This is a genomic window from Cupriavidus sp. FW306-01-F10A (assembly GCF_058782785.1).
On sequence record NZ_JBYSYA010000001.1, the window covers coordinates 204,757 to 219,397 of the forward strand.

A 14,641-nucleotide genomic window follows, 5' to 3' on the forward strand; every position below is an offset into this window, starting at 1 on the left:
GCGGGCGGCGTGCCGTGCCGCATCAATTGCAATCGATTCTTGTTTGTATTGGCTAGCGCAGCGCCGCCGTGCAGATGGGCGCGTTGATGTAGACATCGCCGATGCGGCGCTCGCCACGATCCTTGCGCGTCATGTAGCGGAACATCAGGCTGATGCCAAGCTTGGTCAGGATCTCGACGTCGCGGTTGGCGCAGATATTGCGCTGCAGGGGCGCAGCGTAGTTGACCTCGAAGCTGGCCAGGTCCAGCATCGGCCCGCGGTAGTTGGTGAGCTCCAGCTGGAACAGCACATGCTTGCCGGGGATCGACTGGCAGCGGCGCAGCCGCGTTTCTCCGTCAATTTCGATTGGCAGGGCGTCGTTGAGCTGGCGGCAGGCGCGTGCCAGCACGTTGTCAGGCCGCGTGGTGTTGCGCAGCAATTCAGGCACGCCGGCGGCGCCGGTGTTCTGGCCGGTGGCAGCGCCCTTGAGCATGCGTGACAGCGGGTCGGCCTCATCGATCGCAGGGGCCGGCGCCGAGGCGGCAACATTGCGCGCCTGCACCGGCGCGGCGTTGCCGGGCTGGGGCAGCGGCAACAGCAGCGCGGCCGCGAGTGCGGCCGGGCCTAGCGAAGCGGAAAGCGGCGTGTGTCGTATTCTCATGCAGGCTAACGTTGCCGGGACCGATACTGTCGTCCGTCTCTGCGTGGCCGACGGTGTGGCTTGCGCCGACAGGCTGGCATTGTACCCTCCACCCTGCCACAGGTGAAAGCCGCGCCACCCCGCAAGAGCATCCGCAGCGCCGGATTCGCGCTGATCGCAAATGACCTGACACCACTATTCACCAATCGCGCCAACTTCGCCAGCATCATCGAACCCGACCTTGGCAGGGCAGTTTTTCTGAACGACTGTTTCAAAACCCGCTACGCCAGTGCCGTACCGCTTTCGTTATGCTGTGCAACAATTGCGGCTTTTCACGGGTTGCAGGCGCGGGCTGCGGCGCAAGCAGGCTGGCCGTGCATGACAACGCCGTTCCCCCGGATACTTCCCATGCTCCGTTCCACCAGCGCTGCCTCGGCCGCGCGCTTTCCTGCCTGGCTGCTGATCTGCGGTTCGCTGATGGCGATCGCGCCGTTGTCGATCGACATGTACCTGCCGAGTTTTCCGTCGCTGGCCGGCGATCTCGGCGTGGACATCGGCCAGGTGCAGCTGACCCTCGGCACATTCCTGGTGGGGCTGGCGCTGGGGCAGGCTTTCTATGGGCCGTTCAGCGACCGCTTCGGGCGCAAGCCGCCGCTCTATGTCGGCCTGTGCCTCTACGTGGCCGCCGCGGTGGGCTGCGCGCTGGCAGGCAGCGTGGAGTCGCTGATGCTGTGGCGCTTCCTGCAGGCGCTGGGCGGCTGCGCCGGCATGGTCATGGCACGCGCGGTGATCCGCGACCGGCTCGAGGCGCATGAGTCGGCGCGCGCGTTCTCGTCGCTGATGCTGGTGATGGGGGTTGCGCCGATCCTGGCCCCGATCGTCGGCGGCGCCATTCTCTCGGTGTCGGGCTGGCGTGCGATCTTCTGGGTGCTGGCGGTGGCAGGGATGCTGATCCTGCTGCTGGTCCACCTGCGCATGGAGGAATCGCTGGACCGGCGCCACGCGGCGCCGCTGCGGCTCGGCACGGTGGCGAAAAGCTATGCCGAGCTGCTGCGGGATCGCGAATTCCTCGGCTATTCGCTGTCTGCGGGTTTCGGCTCGGCGGGCATGTTCGCGTATATCTCCGGCTCGCCGTTCGTGCTGATCGAGCTGCACGGCATTGCGCCGTCGCACTATGGCTTTGTCTTCGGCGCCAATGCGCTGGGCCTGATTACGATGTCGCAGCTCAACGCCAGGCTGGTGCGCGGCTGCTCGCTCGACCAGGTGCTCGGGGGCGCGCTGCTGGCGGCCTGTGCAGCTGGCCTGGCGCTGGCAGTTGCCGCGCTTGCAGGCATGGCGGTGCTGCCGGTGCTGCTGGCGGGCTTTTTCGTCTTTATCGGCGCGCTCGGCTGCGTATCGCCGAATGCGTCGGCACTGGCGCTCGCCCATCAGGGCCATCGCGCCGGCACGGCCTCGGCGCTGATGGGTACGCTGCAGTTTTCACTCGGGACGCTGGGCGGCGCGGCCGTCAGCCTGTGGCGCGACGGCACCGCGCTGCCGCTGGGCGTGGTGATGGCGGCCTGCGGCGCGGGCGCGGTGCTGATGCGCTACTACGGCCGCTCAGGCCGCCGTTGACACTGGCTGCGAGCCGCCGTCAGGCGGCCTGTTGCACGGCGGCCTCCTGCTCGACAGCCGCCTGTTGCACCACCACCATCTGCGCCGGCATCGGTGCGGCATAGCCAGCCTGGCCGAAGCTCTCGCGGATGATGCGGTTGGTATCGAAATAGACTTGCCAGTAGTGGTCGTTGTGGCAGTACGGACGCACCGCCAGCACCGGGCCGACCAGCGTGAACTCCAGGATCTCGACGTCGACCGGGGGCTCGGCCAGCACGTTGGGGATTTCCGCGATGCGGCCCTTCAGCAGCGCTGCCGCATGGGCGGTGTCGGTGCTGCCGGCAAGCTGCGCTTTCAGTTCCACGCGCCGGTACGGGTTGGCGGTGAAGTTCTGGATGGTATCGCTGAAGATCTTGTTGTTGCCGACCACGGTCTGCACATTGTCCGGCGTGTCGAGCGAGGTTGCGAACAGGCCGATCTCGCGCACCGTGCCGGTCACGCCGCCGATCGTCACGAAGTCTCCCACCTTGAACGGGCGCAGCACCACCAGGAACGCACCGGCAGCGAAGTTCGCCATCAACCCCGACCAGGCCATGCCGATGGCCACGCCAGCGGCGGCGATCAGTGCGGCGAAGGTCGTAGTCTGGATGCCGAAGAAGCCGAGGATGCCGATCACCAGCACCACGTTCAGCGTCACGGTGACGATCGAGCCGACATAGCGCAGCAGCGTGGGATCGACCTTCTGCTTGCCGAGCGCGTTCTGCACCATGCGCACGACAAAGTGGATCAGCCAGCGGCCGATGACCCAGAAGGCAAGGGCCGCCAGGATCTTGACCCCGAATTCCGTCGCGTAGGTGACGACCAGGGCCTTGAGGTTATCGAAGGTAGTGGCATCCATCGGCGTATTCCTTTCATGTTGGTGTCCGGCCGGCCGCCGGCACAACATCCCCCGATTCAGCCGGCAGCGATGTGCTAGCCCTGCGCGCTGTTGCGGCGCAATACATGGGCACGGCAATTATTGAGACGCCGTACCGGAAGTGCAAGCAAATTATTGTTAAGACAAGCCGCTTCGCGCAGCTTGTCTATTTAAATCAGGACGGCCCGAAAGCCATTACCAGTTGGTTTCCCGTTCCGGCGTTGCCGAAATCCGGTGCAAGGTCAGGTCCGCACCGTTGAATTCGCCTTCGGCATCCAGCCGGATGCCCACCAACTTCTTCAGCGCGCCATATACCAGGGTGCCGCCGGCCAGCGCCACCACGATGCCAAGCACGGTGCCGATCGCCTGCGCGCCCAGCGACACGCCGCCCAGCCCGCCCAGCGCCCTGGCCCCGAAGATGCCCGCGGCAATGCCGCCCCAGGCGCCGCACAGCCCGTGCAGCGGCCACACGCCGAGCACGTCATCGATATGCCATTTGTTCTGCGCCAGCGTGAACATATAGACAAAGAGCGCGCCGGCTACCGCGCCGGTGATCAGCGCGCCGAGCGGGTGCATCAGGTCCGAGCCAGCGCACACCGCCACCAGCCCGGCCAGCGGCCCGTTGTAGGCAAAACCCGGGTCGTTGCGTCCGGCCGCCCAGGCCGCCAGCGTGCCGCCGGCCATTGCCATCAGCGAGTTGATCGCCACCAGGCCGCTGACCTTGTCGACCGTCTGCGCGCTCATGACGTTGAAGCCGAACCAGCCCACCGCCAGCACCCAGGCGCCCAGCGCCAGGAACGGGATGTTTGAGGGCGGATGGGCGCTGATGCGGCCGTCCTTCTGGTAGCGCCCGCGCCGCGCGCCCAGCAGCAGCACCGCGGGCAGCGCGATCCAGCCGCCCAGCGCATGCACCACCACCGAGCCGGCGAAGTCATGGAATGGCGCGCCGGCCACGCGCGTGATCCAGTCCTGCACGCCATAGCGCTGGTTCCAGGCGATGCCTTCGAAGAACGGATAGACAAAACCTACCAGTACGAAGGTGGCGACCAGTTGCGGGTTGAAGCGCGAACGCTCGGCAATACCGCCCGAGATAATCGCCGGAATGGCCGCGGCAAATGTCGCCAGGAAAAAGAACTTGACCAGTTCGTAACCGTTTTTCTGTGCCAGCGTTTCGGCCCCGGACATGAATTGCACGCCGTAGGCAATGGTGTAGCCGATAAAGAAATAGGCGATGGTCGAAACCGCAAAATCCACCAGGATCTTTACCAGTGCGTTGACCTGGTTCTTCTTGCGCACCGTGCCCAGTTCCAGGAAGGCGAAGCCGGCGTGCATGGCCAGCACCATGATGGCGCCTAGCAGGATAAACAGGGCGTCGGTGCCGGTCTTCCAGTTGTCCATAGTGACCTCATGCTCAAAATGGGAGCGTGGGTATGCAAAAAGCATTCCAGCAATGGCCGCATCCTGGTGCCACGTGCACCTTGTCGGGTAAAACCGCACCGGAATGCCGCGCACGGGCAGGGGCGGCGCTGTTGGCAGCGTTGCCGCTGGGATCGCCGTGATAGTGCGGATGCGCCGAAATGGCGCGCAACGGCGGCGCTGGCTGAACCGTTATGGTGCGACGCCCCATTTGTGGGAATTTGTCCTATGCTGCTGGTTTGCCCCAGGCGCGCGCCGGTCTGGCGTTGCCGCGCTGCGGGACGGCCCGGCAAAGCCGGCTTCTGGCAAGCGGGAAAAGCGTGGAAAATTGCCCGCTAACCGGCCTCAATCAAGGATTTGCGGGTTTTTTTGTCGCATTGGTGCCACTGGGGATTGCTCTACGCGCGACGGGCAGATTAGACTGCGCCGATCGATGGCTTTGCCGCGAGGCACGCACATCGGTGACGACGACCAACAAGGGAAATCAGCCATGAATAAAGGTGAACTGGTATCGGCCATCGCCGCGGAAGCAGAACTGAGCAATGCCGCCGCCGAGCGCGCGCTCAACGCAGCGCTGGACAGTATCAAGAAGGCAGTGGCAAAGGGCGATTCGGTGACGCTGGTGGGCTTTGGCAGCTTCAGCGCCGGCAAACGCGCCGCCCGCACCGGCCGCAATCCGCGCACCGGTGAAACCATCAAGATCCCGGCCGCCAAGACGGTCAAGTTCTCTGCCGGGCAAGGTTTCAAGGACGCGGTGAACAAGAAGAAGTAAGCAGTTTGCGTCCACAGCGTGAAAAGCGGCCTTGCAGGCCGCTTTTTTGTTGCCTGGCACGGCCCCGCCTGCCGATACCGGGCCGGCGCCGGCAACGGCGGGCACGATCCGGGTTAAACTGCCGGCGCCAGCGTTCCGGCGTGCCCTCAGGCAATGCCGCCATCGCAGGTTCGCCCCCGAAATCCCGCCCCCGCAATCCGTACCCGCATCATGAACGACCAGTCCCACCAGCTTTCCATGACCGTGCTGATGACGCCGGACATGGCCAACTTCTCCGGCAACGTCCACGGCGGCACCATCCTCAAGTACCTGGACATGGTTGCCTATGCCTGCGCCAGCCGCTACGCCGGCCGCTACGTGGTGACGCTGTCGGTCGACCAGGTGGTGTTCCGCCAGCCGATCCACGTGGGCGAGCTGGTGACCTTCCTGGCCTCGGTCAACTTTACCGGCCGCAGCTCGATGGAAATCGGCATCAAGGTGGTGACGGAAAATATCCGCAGCAAGCTGGTGCGCCATACCAACAGCTGCTACTTCACCATGGTGGCCGTGGACGACAACGGCACGCCGGCCGAGGTGCCGCCGCTGGAGCCGCGCGACGAGGTGGAGCGCCAGCGCTTTGCCGCCGCCCAGCAGCGCCGCGCGCTGCGCCAGGAAATGGAAAAACGTCACGACGACATCAAGTCGTCGGTGACCTGAATACCGACCCCCGCCATGAAGCGCAACTGCAATCGCATCCGCACGGTCCTGGCCGTCGCCTGTCTGGCGGCCGCCTCGGGCGCCCACGCCGAGGAGATCGGCAGCGTCAGCACCAATTTCCGCATGACCGGCTCCGACAAGGTCGTGATCGAAGCCTATGACGACCCCCAGGTGGACGGCGTGACCTGCTATGTGTCGCGCGCCCGCACGGGCGGCATCAAGGGCCAGCTGGGCATGGCCGAAGACCCGCCGGAGGCATCGATCGCCTGCCGGCAGGTGGGCACGATCGCCTTCAAGGGGCCGATCCGGCAACAGGACAACGTCTTCTCCGAACGCATGTCGATCCTGTTCAAGGCCCTGCACGTCGTGCGCGCGGTCGACCGCAAGCGCAATACGCTGGTGTACCTGACATACTCCGACCGCATTGTCAGCGGCAGCCCGCAGAACAGCGTCACCGCCGTGCCGGTGCCGGCCGGCACGGTCATCCCGGTGAAGTAACCCGTGCAGCAGCCGGCCCCGGCACCCGGTGGATCAGGGGGCCAGCGCCGCGCTCTCCGCCTGGCAGTCGCGCGACGGGCGCGCGCCGCTGGCGCGTGCCGCCGCCACTTCGCGGCGGGCCCGGTCCAGGTCGGCGCGGAAGGTCGGGTCGGCATGCAGCCGCGCCACCGTTGCCGCGGCCATCATGCGGCCCTCGTTGACATCGCTTTGCCAGTGCACGTTGCAGACCACGCGGCTCTGGCCGAACGCGCGCCCGCGCGCCAGGATGTCATTGGCGCGTTCCGGCTCGACCTCAGCCAGGATCAGCGCCCAGGCCCAGCCGATGGCGCTGTGGCCGGACGGGTACGAACCGTCCTTTTCCAGCTTGGCGGCCTCGGCCGGCGTGCACATCTGGGTCTTGTTGGCAACGAAGGGGCGTGTGCGCTTGTAGTGTTCCTTGGCCTTGTAGGTGGACAGGCCGGCATCGACCAGGCTGCGGCGCAGCAGGATGTTCAGGTACGGCGTTTCTTTCTCGCTGACCGGCACGCCCAGCGCGCAGGAGAATGCGCTGGCGGCCTGCGGGAACGTCAACACGGCATCCTCGCCAGCCACTTGCCAGCGCGGTGAACCGCGCAGCGTCCCGGCCTGCCGCGCGGCATCCTCATCCAGCGCCAGCGCTGCCGAGCCCTGCGCCGGCGGCGCGGGCAGCAGCTTCAGGCTGTCCGGGCGCGCGTCGGTAGCCAGGTAGCCGGCAGGCACGCCCGGGCGCAGCTCCGGCACCGCGGACAGGTTGGTGCCGCCGGCGGCGCAGCCAGCCACCAGGGCGGCGAGTGCCACCGCGATAGTTGCCCGCACCGGGGCGGACAGGGAGTGGTCACGCTTTGCTTGTTCCGTCAATTTGTCGTTCCTTGTTGTTCTTGTCGAGTCGGCTGTCCTGCCGCAGCTCAGGTGGCAGCGTCGAACAGCTTGCGCAGGTTCGACTTCAGGATCTTGCCATTGGCATTGCGCGGCAGCATCTCCTGGTAAATCAGGATACGCACCGGCACCTTGAATGCGGCCAGCCGGGTGCGCACGAAATCCTGCAGCTCGGCCTCGCTCGCCTGCATGCCGGGCTTCAGGCTGATCACCGCGGCCGGTTCTTCGCCCAGCGTCTTGTGCGCGAGCCCGACCACCGCGGCATCCATCACCGCGGGATGCTCGTACAGGGTGCTTTCCACTTCGATGCAGTAGATGTTCTCGCCGCCGCGGATCAGCATGTCCTTCATCCGGTCGACGATATAGACGTAGCCTTCCTCATCCAGCCGCGCAATGTCGCCGGTGCGCAGCCAGCCGTCGGCAAAGGTCTGCGCCGTGGCCTCGGGCTTGTTCCAGTAGCCGCGCACGACATTGGCGCCGCGCGCCATCAGCTCGCCGGTCTCGCCGGGCGGCAAGGTGCGGCCGTGTCCGTCCACCACCTTCATCTCGCCGATCGGCAGCGCCGGGCCGCTGCTGTCCGGACGCATCACGTATTCCTCGGCGCTGTGGCTGGTGAAGGTGGACGACGTTTCCGTCATGCCCCAGCCGATGCCGGGTGCGGCCAGCGGGAATACCTCGCCGATGCGCCGCACCAGTTCGGGCGATGCCGGCGCGCCGCCGTAGTTGACGTTCTCCAGCGAGGACAGGTCGAAGCGGCCGCGCTCCGGATGCTCCAGGATCTGCCATGCGATGGTGGGCACGCCGCCGGCCGCGGTGCAGCGCTCGCGCTCGATCAGCTCCATGCCGCGCAGCGCGTCCCAGCGGTGCATCAGCACGATCTTGCCGCCGGTGGCAATGGCGCCGTTGAGCACCGCCATGCAGCCGGTGACGTGGAAGAACGGCACCGCCAGCAACATGGCCTTTTGCGGTGCGGCGGGGTCCGGCGCGGGAATCGGCTCGCCCCGGCGCAACAGGTTGCGGATCGGGCTGAAGCTGCCGGCAACCGCCACGTTGGTGGAGTTGCGGTGCGTGCCGAGCGCGCCCTTGGGTTTGCCGGTGGTGCCCGAGGTGTAGAAGATGGTGGCGTCGTCGTCCGGATCGATATCGACCTGCGGCGGCGCCTGGTCTGGCAGCGCGGCCCAGTCAGCCGGGCTGCCGATCACGCTTTCCAGCGGGGCCACGCGCGGCTCGGCCGCGGTGCCGCCGGCACGTGAGGCATAGACGCGTTCCAGTGCCGGGCAGCCCGGCAGGTGTTCCAGGATGCGGTCGAGCCGTTCGGCATCGACGATCGCCACGCGGCTGCCCGAATCGGCCAGGCCGTACTCCAGCTCGGCCCCGGTCCACCAGGCATTGAGCGGCGTCACGATGGCGCCGGCCAACAGCGCGCCGTAGAACGCCACCGGCCATTCAGGCAGGTTGCGCATGGCTACGGCCACGCGGTCGCCCTTGCGCACGCCGTCGCGCACCAGTGCATGGGCCAGGGCGATGGCGGCGCGACGGAAGGCATCGTAGGAGACGCGCTCGTCCTCATAGACCACGAAGGTGCGGTCGGCAAACGCGCGCGTGTTCAGCAACAGCTCGCGCAGCGTGGGCGGTGCGTTCTTCCAGACGGTGGTGGGGATGCCGCGGATCACGCGCGTTTCGGTTTCGAACGGCGCGCCGGGCGCGGTAAGCCGGGCGTGGGCCTCGGCCAGCGACATGACCGGCCAGGTGCCGGCCAACTGCGGATTGCTCGACATGACTGCCTCCCGGAACTGCACTGCAGGTTGAGGGAAATGCAGGAAAGCGGCGGGCGCCGGCCTCAAGGCCGGCGCCCGCAACGCTGGGGCCAGACGCTCAGATGGTCACGCCGCCGTCCACGACCAGCGCCTGGCCGGTCATGAAGGTGCTGGCTGCCGACGCCAGGTAGACCGCCGCCCCGGCGATCTCGACGGGTTCGCCGATGCGGCGCAGCGGCGCGCCCTGGGTGGACTGCTTGTAGCGCTCGGGATCTTCCCACAGCGCGCGCGCAAAGTCGGTCTTGATCAGCCCCGGCGCGATGCAGTTCACGCGCACGTTGTGCGGCCCGAACTCGACGGCGAGGTTGCGCGCCAGCTGGAAGTCGGCGGCCTTGGAGATGTTGTACACGCCGATGGTGGGCGAGCCGCGCAGGCCGCCGATCGACGACACGATGATGATCGAGCCGTCCTTGCGGTCGATCATCTGCGGGGCCACCATCTGGATCAGCCAGTGGTTGGAGATGACGTTGTTGTCCAGCACCTTGCGGAACTGGTCGTCCGACACGCCGCTCATGGGCCCGTAGTACGGGTTGGACGCGGCATTGCAGACCAGCACGTCGATCTTGCCGAAGGCGCGGTTGGTCTCGTCGACCAGGCGCTGCAGGTCGTCCTTCGAAGAAATATTGGCAGGGACCGCGATCGCGGTGCCGGCGCCGTGGCGGGCGTTGATGGCATCCACCACTTCCTGGCAGGCCTCGATCTTGCGCGAAGAAATGACCACCTTGGCGCCCTGGACGGCCATCTGCTCGGCGATGGCGCGGCCAATCCCGCGCGAGGAGCCGGTGACGATGGCAACCTTGCCCGTCAGATCAAACAATGACATGGAGTCTCCTGTATGGCTGCGCCGGCGTCAGGGGCCGGCTTTGTCCTGGCGACGCGCCCGCAGGCAGCATCGCCGGGACATTATGGTGGCGCCGCTGGCCTCAGTCCACAGGCCCGGGTGCCGCGCGCCGGCCATATCAGGATTCTTTCTGCGGGCAATGCGCGCCGTGCATGGCAGGCATGCTGCATAGCAGAATAATGGCGCCTCAGGTGCCGGAGGATGCCGTTGCGGGCGCCAGCAGCGCTGGCAGGGCGTCGGCCAGGCCACGCCGCAGCTCATCGTCCAGCAGCACGCCAAAGCGATCCGACAAGGCCCGCACCACGGCCTCGGGCGAGGCCAGCCGGGTTCGGCGCACGGCGCCGTCCGGTGCGCGCTCGGCCAGGTCGCCGTCGGCCAGCGTCACGCGGGTGTCGCCGTCGGTGCGCGCGGCCATCAGCCGCTGCAGGAATACGCTGTCAGGGTGCGTCGATACATACCAGTTGCGCGGCACGAAATCGATCCACGGCTGCGGCGTCAGGTCGAAGCGGTAGACCTTGATCCAGCCGGCATCGCCGCGCGCCTCCAGGTCGTAGCTGTGGAACGCGGTGGCGGAGGTCTGCGGCGGCGAAGGCGCCAGACGGTAGGGGAAGCTGTCATCGGCCGGCTCGGACAGCGGCATCGCCCGGTATGGCGTGGGGCCGCCGAAGCCGACATCGGCCAGGTAGCTGCGATGCGCCACCTCCACACGCAGCAGCATGTGCGAGGTCGCGGTCGGCACGTCGTCGGGAACGCCCCAGCGCACGCGCGCGGCCAGCGGCGTCACGGCGTAGCCGAGCGCGCCCAGCCCGGCCGCCAGCAGGGTATTGAGTTCAAAGCAGTAGCCGCCGCGCCGGCGCGTGACGAGCTTGTCGAAGACCGCATCCAGCTCGATCCGTACTGGCCGGCGCAGCAGCGGATCGACGTTTTCGAACGGAATGCTGGCCAGGTGCGCGGCCAGTACGATATCCAGCGCTTCCAGCGTGGGCGAGGGCGGGGCGGCGATGCCGAGGCGCGCCAGCCAGGCATCCAGTTGGGGGGCATCCAGGGTCATCATGATGTGCGGGGCTCCGGTGCGATGCGTTCAGTTGAGCGCTTCCAGCGCCGGCAGGTCAAGCAGTTCGATGCCGCCATACTCCAGCCGCAGCAGCCCGCGCGCTTCCAGTTCGCGCAGCGCGTGGTTCACGGTCTGGCGCGACAGGCCCAGCATCTGCGCCAGCTGCTCCTGCGGGATGCGCACGCGCTGCGTGGCCTGGGCCTGCGGCAGGTTGCCGTAGCCATGCGCGATCGCGGCCAGGCGCCGGGCAATGCGGGCCGCCGGCGGCAGCAACTGCGCTTCCTCGACATAGTTGAAGGCCTGGCGCGTCTTGGCTGCCAGCAATTGCCCGAAGGCCTGCCACCATGCCGGCTGCTGCGCCAGGCGCTGCTCCAGGCTGGCGCGCGGCACATGCCACAGTGTCGTGGTGCTGACCGCGCGCGCGTCGTGGGTGCGCGGCAGGCCGTCGAACAGGCAGATCTCCCCGAACCAGGTGCCGGGTTCCAGCAGCCCGAGCAATGCCGCCTTGCCCGATTCGCCGCTGGCGTGGATCTGCATGGTGCCGCTGGCGACACAATACAGGCCGTCGAAACGGTCGCCGCGGGCAAAGAGCGTCTCGCCGGCCACCAGCCGGCGCAGGCTGCCGTCATCGAGCAGTGCCTGGCGCAGTGCGGGCGGCAACTGGCTGAACCAGGCACCGGCACGTACGGCAGCAAGCGCATCGTCGCGCAACGGCACCGGGGCGGGCAGTGTGCCGGCGAGTTGCGGTTGAGGGTGTTGCGGCGGGCGCGCCAGTCCCATGCCGGTCTCCTTTCATATGGGGTTGTGCCGGGTGTCAGCAGGGACACACAAGGGCACGCAGCGACGGTCCGGACTGTCAAAAACCTGACAGACCGCACGGTGCGCGCCCACTACTATAAATCCACATCGCGCCCCCCGCGCAGCAGCAGGCGGCAGCGTCCGGCCGCCCTTGCGGCGCGGAACGCGCACGCCTGCGCATACAAGGAGATACCCCCGTGAAAACCCTGATCGAACACCTGGCCAACTACGCCGCCTACCATCGCGACCCGCGCAACGTCTTTACGCACTTCATCGGCATTCCGATGATCGTGCTGGCAGTGACGACGCTGCTGGCGCGCCCGGCGCTGACGCTGGGCGACGGCTCTGCCTACCTGACGCCGGCGATGCTGCTGTACATCCTGTCGTGCCTGTTCTACCTGCGCCTGTCGCTGGTGTTCGGGGTGGCGATGGCGGTCATCCTGGCGTTCTTCCTCTATGCCGGCGCGCACTTTGCGGCGATGCCCACCGCCTGGTGGCTTGCCATCGGCCTTGGCCTGTTCGTGGTGGGATGGGTGATCCAGTTCATCGGCCACTATTACGAGGGGCGCAAGCCGGCCTTCGTCGACGACCTGGTCGGCCTGCTGATCGGTCCGCTGTTCCTGGTGGCGGAAACCGCCTTTGCGCTGGGGCTGGCACGCGGCACGCGCGAGGCCATGGCCGCCCGCGCGCACTGATCAGGGCAGCCCCGCCGGCAGCCGCAGCCGCGCCGCCAGCCCGCCCAGCGGGCTCGATGCCAGCGCCAGGCTGCCGTCGTACATCGCCGCGATTTCCGTCACGATCGCCAGGCCCAGCCCGCTGCCGGCAGCGGCCTCGTCGAGCCGGCCAAAGCGGGCGGTGGCCAGTGCCTGCGCTTCCGGCGGCATGCCCGGGCCGTCGTCCTCGACCAGTATTTCGAGCTCGCCATCCGCTTCCTGCAGCGTGACGCGCACGCGCGTGCGCGCCCACTGGCAGGCATTGTCGAGCAGGTTGCCGAGTATTTCGACCAGGTCTTGCCGGTCGCCGGCAAAGTGCCCGGCACCCTCAACCGTCAGCGCCAGCGCGCGCTCAGCGTGCAGCCGCGCCAGTGCTCGGGTCAGCTCCCGCACCGGCGCGCCGGCATCGATGCGTTGGCCGCGCGCCGCCGCGGCGCCCGCGGCGCGGGCGCGCGCCAGATGGCGGTCGACCTGCCGGCGCATCGCTTCAACCTGCGCCCCCACGGCTTGCGCCGGCGCCCCCGGCAGCGCCGCGGCCTCGTTGGCGAGCACTGCCAGCGGCGTCTTGACCGCGTGCGCCAGGTCCGCCGCCTGCCGGCGCGAGCGTTCCAGCGCCTGGGTGTTGCGTGCCAGCAGGGCATTGATCTCGGCCACCAGGGGTTCGACTTCGGCGGGCCAGTTGCCGCCCAGGCGTGCCTCGCGCCGCGCCTGCATCGTGCCCAGCGCGCGCCGCAGCCGCGCCAGCGGCGCCAGCCCAAATTTCACCTGCGCCGCAACCGCCAGCATCAGCCCCAGTCCCAGCGCCGTCAGCGACCACGCCAGCGTCCGGTTGAAGCTGCGGCGCGCGGCACGCAGCTCGGTCCGGTCCAGCGCCACCGAGATCTCCACCGGGGTATCCGCGGATGGCAGCACCAGTTGCCGCGACACCACCAGCAACGACTGGTTGCTGGGGCCCGGGCGCACGTCGGCCTGGGCGCCGGCAAGGCGGCGCTCCACCGTCACCGGCATTTCCGTATCCCACAGCGAGCGCGAGCGCAGCAGCGCGCCGGGCGCGCGCGCCTGCCAGTAGGTGCCGGAGTAGGGCAGCTCGTAGCGGGGATCGGCAGGGGTACGGGTGAGGACCAGCTTGCCGTCGGCGCTCCAGTCCAGCGCCGCGGCCAGGCCCGCCAACTGGTGGTCGAGCTGGCGCACATAGGTGTTGTTGACGTGGCGCTCGAACAGCGTCGACAGCAGCCAGCCGCTGGCGCCCAGCGCCGCTGCCAGCCAGACCGCCGCCACTGCCAGCAGGCGCAGCGCAAGGGATCGGCGCAGGCGGGCGGGCATCTAGGGCTGCAGTGGCGACGGCGGCCGCATGCGGTAGCCCTGGCCGCGCACGGTCTCGATGACATCCACGCCAAGCTTGCGGCGCAGCCGCCCGACAAAGACCTCGATGGTGTTGCTGTCGCGGTCGAAGTCCTGGGCATAGATATGCTCGGTCAGCGCGGTCTTGCTGACGATGGCGCCGGGATGGTGCATCAGGTAGTCCAGCACGCGGAATTCATGCGAGGTCAGTGCCACCGGCTTGCCGTCGACGGTGACCTTGCCTGCGCGCGGATTCATGCGCACTGGGCCGCATTGCAGCTCCGGCGCCGGCATGCCATGCGCGCGCCGGATCAGCGCGCGGATGCGCGCGAGCAGCTCTTCCATGCGGAATGGTTTGGCCAGGTAGTCGTCGGCGCCGGCATCGATGCCTTCGACCTTCTCGGTCCAGCTGTCGCGCGCGGTCAGGATCAGCACCGGCACGCTGACCTGCGCGGCGCGCCAGCGGCGCAGCACCGAAAGGCCGTCCAGCCGCGGCAGGCCCAGGTCCAGGATGACGGCGTCGTAGGGCTCCTGCTCGCCCAGGTGGCAGGCATCCAGGCCGTCCGCGGCCACGTCGACGGCATAGCCGGCGTCGGCCAGGCTGGCACGGACCTGGGCGGCGAGGGCGGCTTCGTCTTCGACCAGCAAGATGCGCATCGGGGGTTTCCTGTCG

General features: G+C 68.0%; 15 protein-coding genes. 5 read left to right on the forward strand and 10 right to left on the reverse strand.

Features of this window, described 5'->3' with window-relative positions:
* Positions 1 to 52 precede the first annotated feature (52 nt).
* Entirely contained in the window at positions 53 to 640 is a 588-nt protein-coding gene (locus AC3WLF_RS00960) for a hypothetical protein (RefSeq protein WP_454749468.1), read from the reverse strand.
* A 387-nt stretch (positions 641 to 1,027) separates the two neighbouring features.
* Between AC3WLF_RS00960 and AC3WLF_RS00965 the strand changes: the two genes are divergently transcribed.
* Positions 1,028 to 2,233: a Bcr/CflA family multidrug efflux MFS transporter gene (locus AC3WLF_RS00965; RefSeq protein WP_492317160.1), complete on the forward strand. Its 1,206-nt coding sequence runs from the start codon at positions 1,028 to 1,030 to the stop codon at positions 2,231 to 2,233.
* A gap of 19 nt (positions 2,234 to 2,252) precedes the next feature.
* On the opposite strand, the gene AC3WLF_RS00970 is transcribed toward AC3WLF_RS00965, so the two are convergent.
* Both AC3WLF_RS00970 and AC3WLF_RS00975 read right to left on the reverse strand, forming a co-directional pair.
* Entirely contained in the window at positions 2,253 to 3,110 is an 858-nt protein-coding gene (locus AC3WLF_RS00970) for a mechanosensitive ion channel family protein (RefSeq protein WP_492351901.1), read from the reverse strand.
* A gap of 213 nt (positions 3,111 to 3,323) precedes the next feature.
* Entirely contained in the window at positions 3,324 to 4,526 is a 1,203-nt protein-coding gene (locus tag AC3WLF_RS00975; protein WP_456806532.1) for an ammonium transporter, read from the reverse strand.
* 508 nt (positions 4,527 to 5,034) lie between these two features.
* Between AC3WLF_RS00975 and AC3WLF_RS00980 the strand changes: the two genes are divergently transcribed.
* From AC3WLF_RS00980 to AC3WLF_RS00990, 3 genes are all read left to right on the forward strand, one after another.
* Positions 5,035 to 5,316 (forward strand): HU family DNA-binding protein, encoded by a 282-nt coding sequence (locus AC3WLF_RS00980; RefSeq protein WP_010814166.1) that lies wholly within the window; start codon positions 5,035 to 5,037, stop codon positions 5,314 to 5,316.
* Positions 5,317 to 5,526: 210 nt separating this feature from the next.
* A complete protein-coding gene (locus AC3WLF_RS00985; RefSeq protein ID WP_013952870.1) occupies positions 5,527 to 6,012 on the forward strand; it encodes an acyl-CoA thioesterase in 486 nt (161 codons plus the stop codon).
* Between the two features lie 15 nt (positions 6,013 to 6,027).
* Positions 6,028 to 6,510, forward strand: coding sequence for a CreA family protein (locus AC3WLF_RS00990; RefSeq protein WP_456806530.1), 483 nt, complete (start codon positions 6,028 to 6,030; stop codon positions 6,508 to 6,510).
* Positions 6,511 to 6,543: 33 nt separating this feature from the next.
* Here AC3WLF_RS00990 and AC3WLF_RS00995 read toward each other — a convergent pair whose 3' ends face one another.
* The 5 genes from AC3WLF_RS00995 to AC3WLF_RS01015 form a co-directional block, all read right to left on the reverse strand.
* Positions 6,544 to 7,386 (reverse strand): acid phosphatase, encoded by an 843-nt coding sequence (locus AC3WLF_RS00995; protein ID WP_492357666.1) that lies wholly within the window; start codon positions 7,384 to 7,386, stop codon positions 6,544 to 6,546.
* A 47-nt stretch (positions 7,387 to 7,433) separates the two neighbouring features.
* Positions 7,434 to 9,182 carry a class I adenylate-forming enzyme family protein gene (locus AC3WLF_RS01000; RefSeq protein ID WP_492357667.1) on the reverse strand — a complete coding sequence of 583 codons (1,749 nt, stop codon included), beginning with the start codon at positions 9,180 to 9,182 and terminating at the stop codon, positions 7,434 to 7,436.
* A gap of 97 nt (positions 9,183 to 9,279) precedes the next feature.
* Positions 9,280 to 10,044, reverse strand: a complete 765-nt coding sequence (locus AC3WLF_RS01005) for an SDR family oxidoreductase (RefSeq protein WP_011617096.1) — start codon at positions 10,042 to 10,044, stop codon at positions 9,280 to 9,282.
* A 205-nt stretch (positions 10,045 to 10,249) separates the two neighbouring features.
* Positions 10,250 to 11,116 carry an arylamine N-acetyltransferase family protein gene (locus AC3WLF_RS01010; protein WP_492317156.1) on the reverse strand — a complete coding sequence of 289 codons (867 nt, stop codon included), beginning with the start codon at positions 11,114 to 11,116 and terminating at the stop codon, positions 10,250 to 10,252.
* A gap of 27 nt (positions 11,117 to 11,143) precedes the next feature.
* On the reverse strand, positions 11,144 to 11,896 hold the full coding sequence (locus AC3WLF_RS01015; protein ID WP_492356280.1) for a Crp/Fnr family transcriptional regulator: 753 nt from the start codon (positions 11,894 to 11,896) through the stop codon (positions 11,144 to 11,146).
* 215 nt (positions 11,897 to 12,111) lie between these two features.
* Between AC3WLF_RS01015 and AC3WLF_RS01020 the strand changes: the two genes are divergently transcribed.
* Positions 12,112 to 12,609: an Mpo1 family 2-hydroxy fatty acid dioxygenase gene (locus AC3WLF_RS01020; protein WP_492356281.1), complete on the forward strand. Its 498-nt coding sequence runs from the start codon at positions 12,112 to 12,114 to the stop codon at positions 12,607 to 12,609.
* On the opposite strand, the gene AC3WLF_RS01025 is transcribed toward AC3WLF_RS01020, so the two are convergent.
* Positions 12,610 to 13,950, reverse strand: coding sequence for a sensor histidine kinase (locus AC3WLF_RS01025; RefSeq protein WP_492317153.1), 1,341 nt, complete (start codon positions 13,948 to 13,950; stop codon positions 12,610 to 12,612).
* Positions 13,951 to 14,625: a response regulator transcription factor gene (locus tag AC3WLF_RS01030; protein ID WP_492317152.1), complete on the reverse strand. Its 675-nt coding sequence runs from the start codon at positions 14,623 to 14,625 to the stop codon at positions 13,951 to 13,953. It abuts the gene before it with no gap.
* Positions 14,626 to 14,641: the final 16 nt, after the last annotated feature.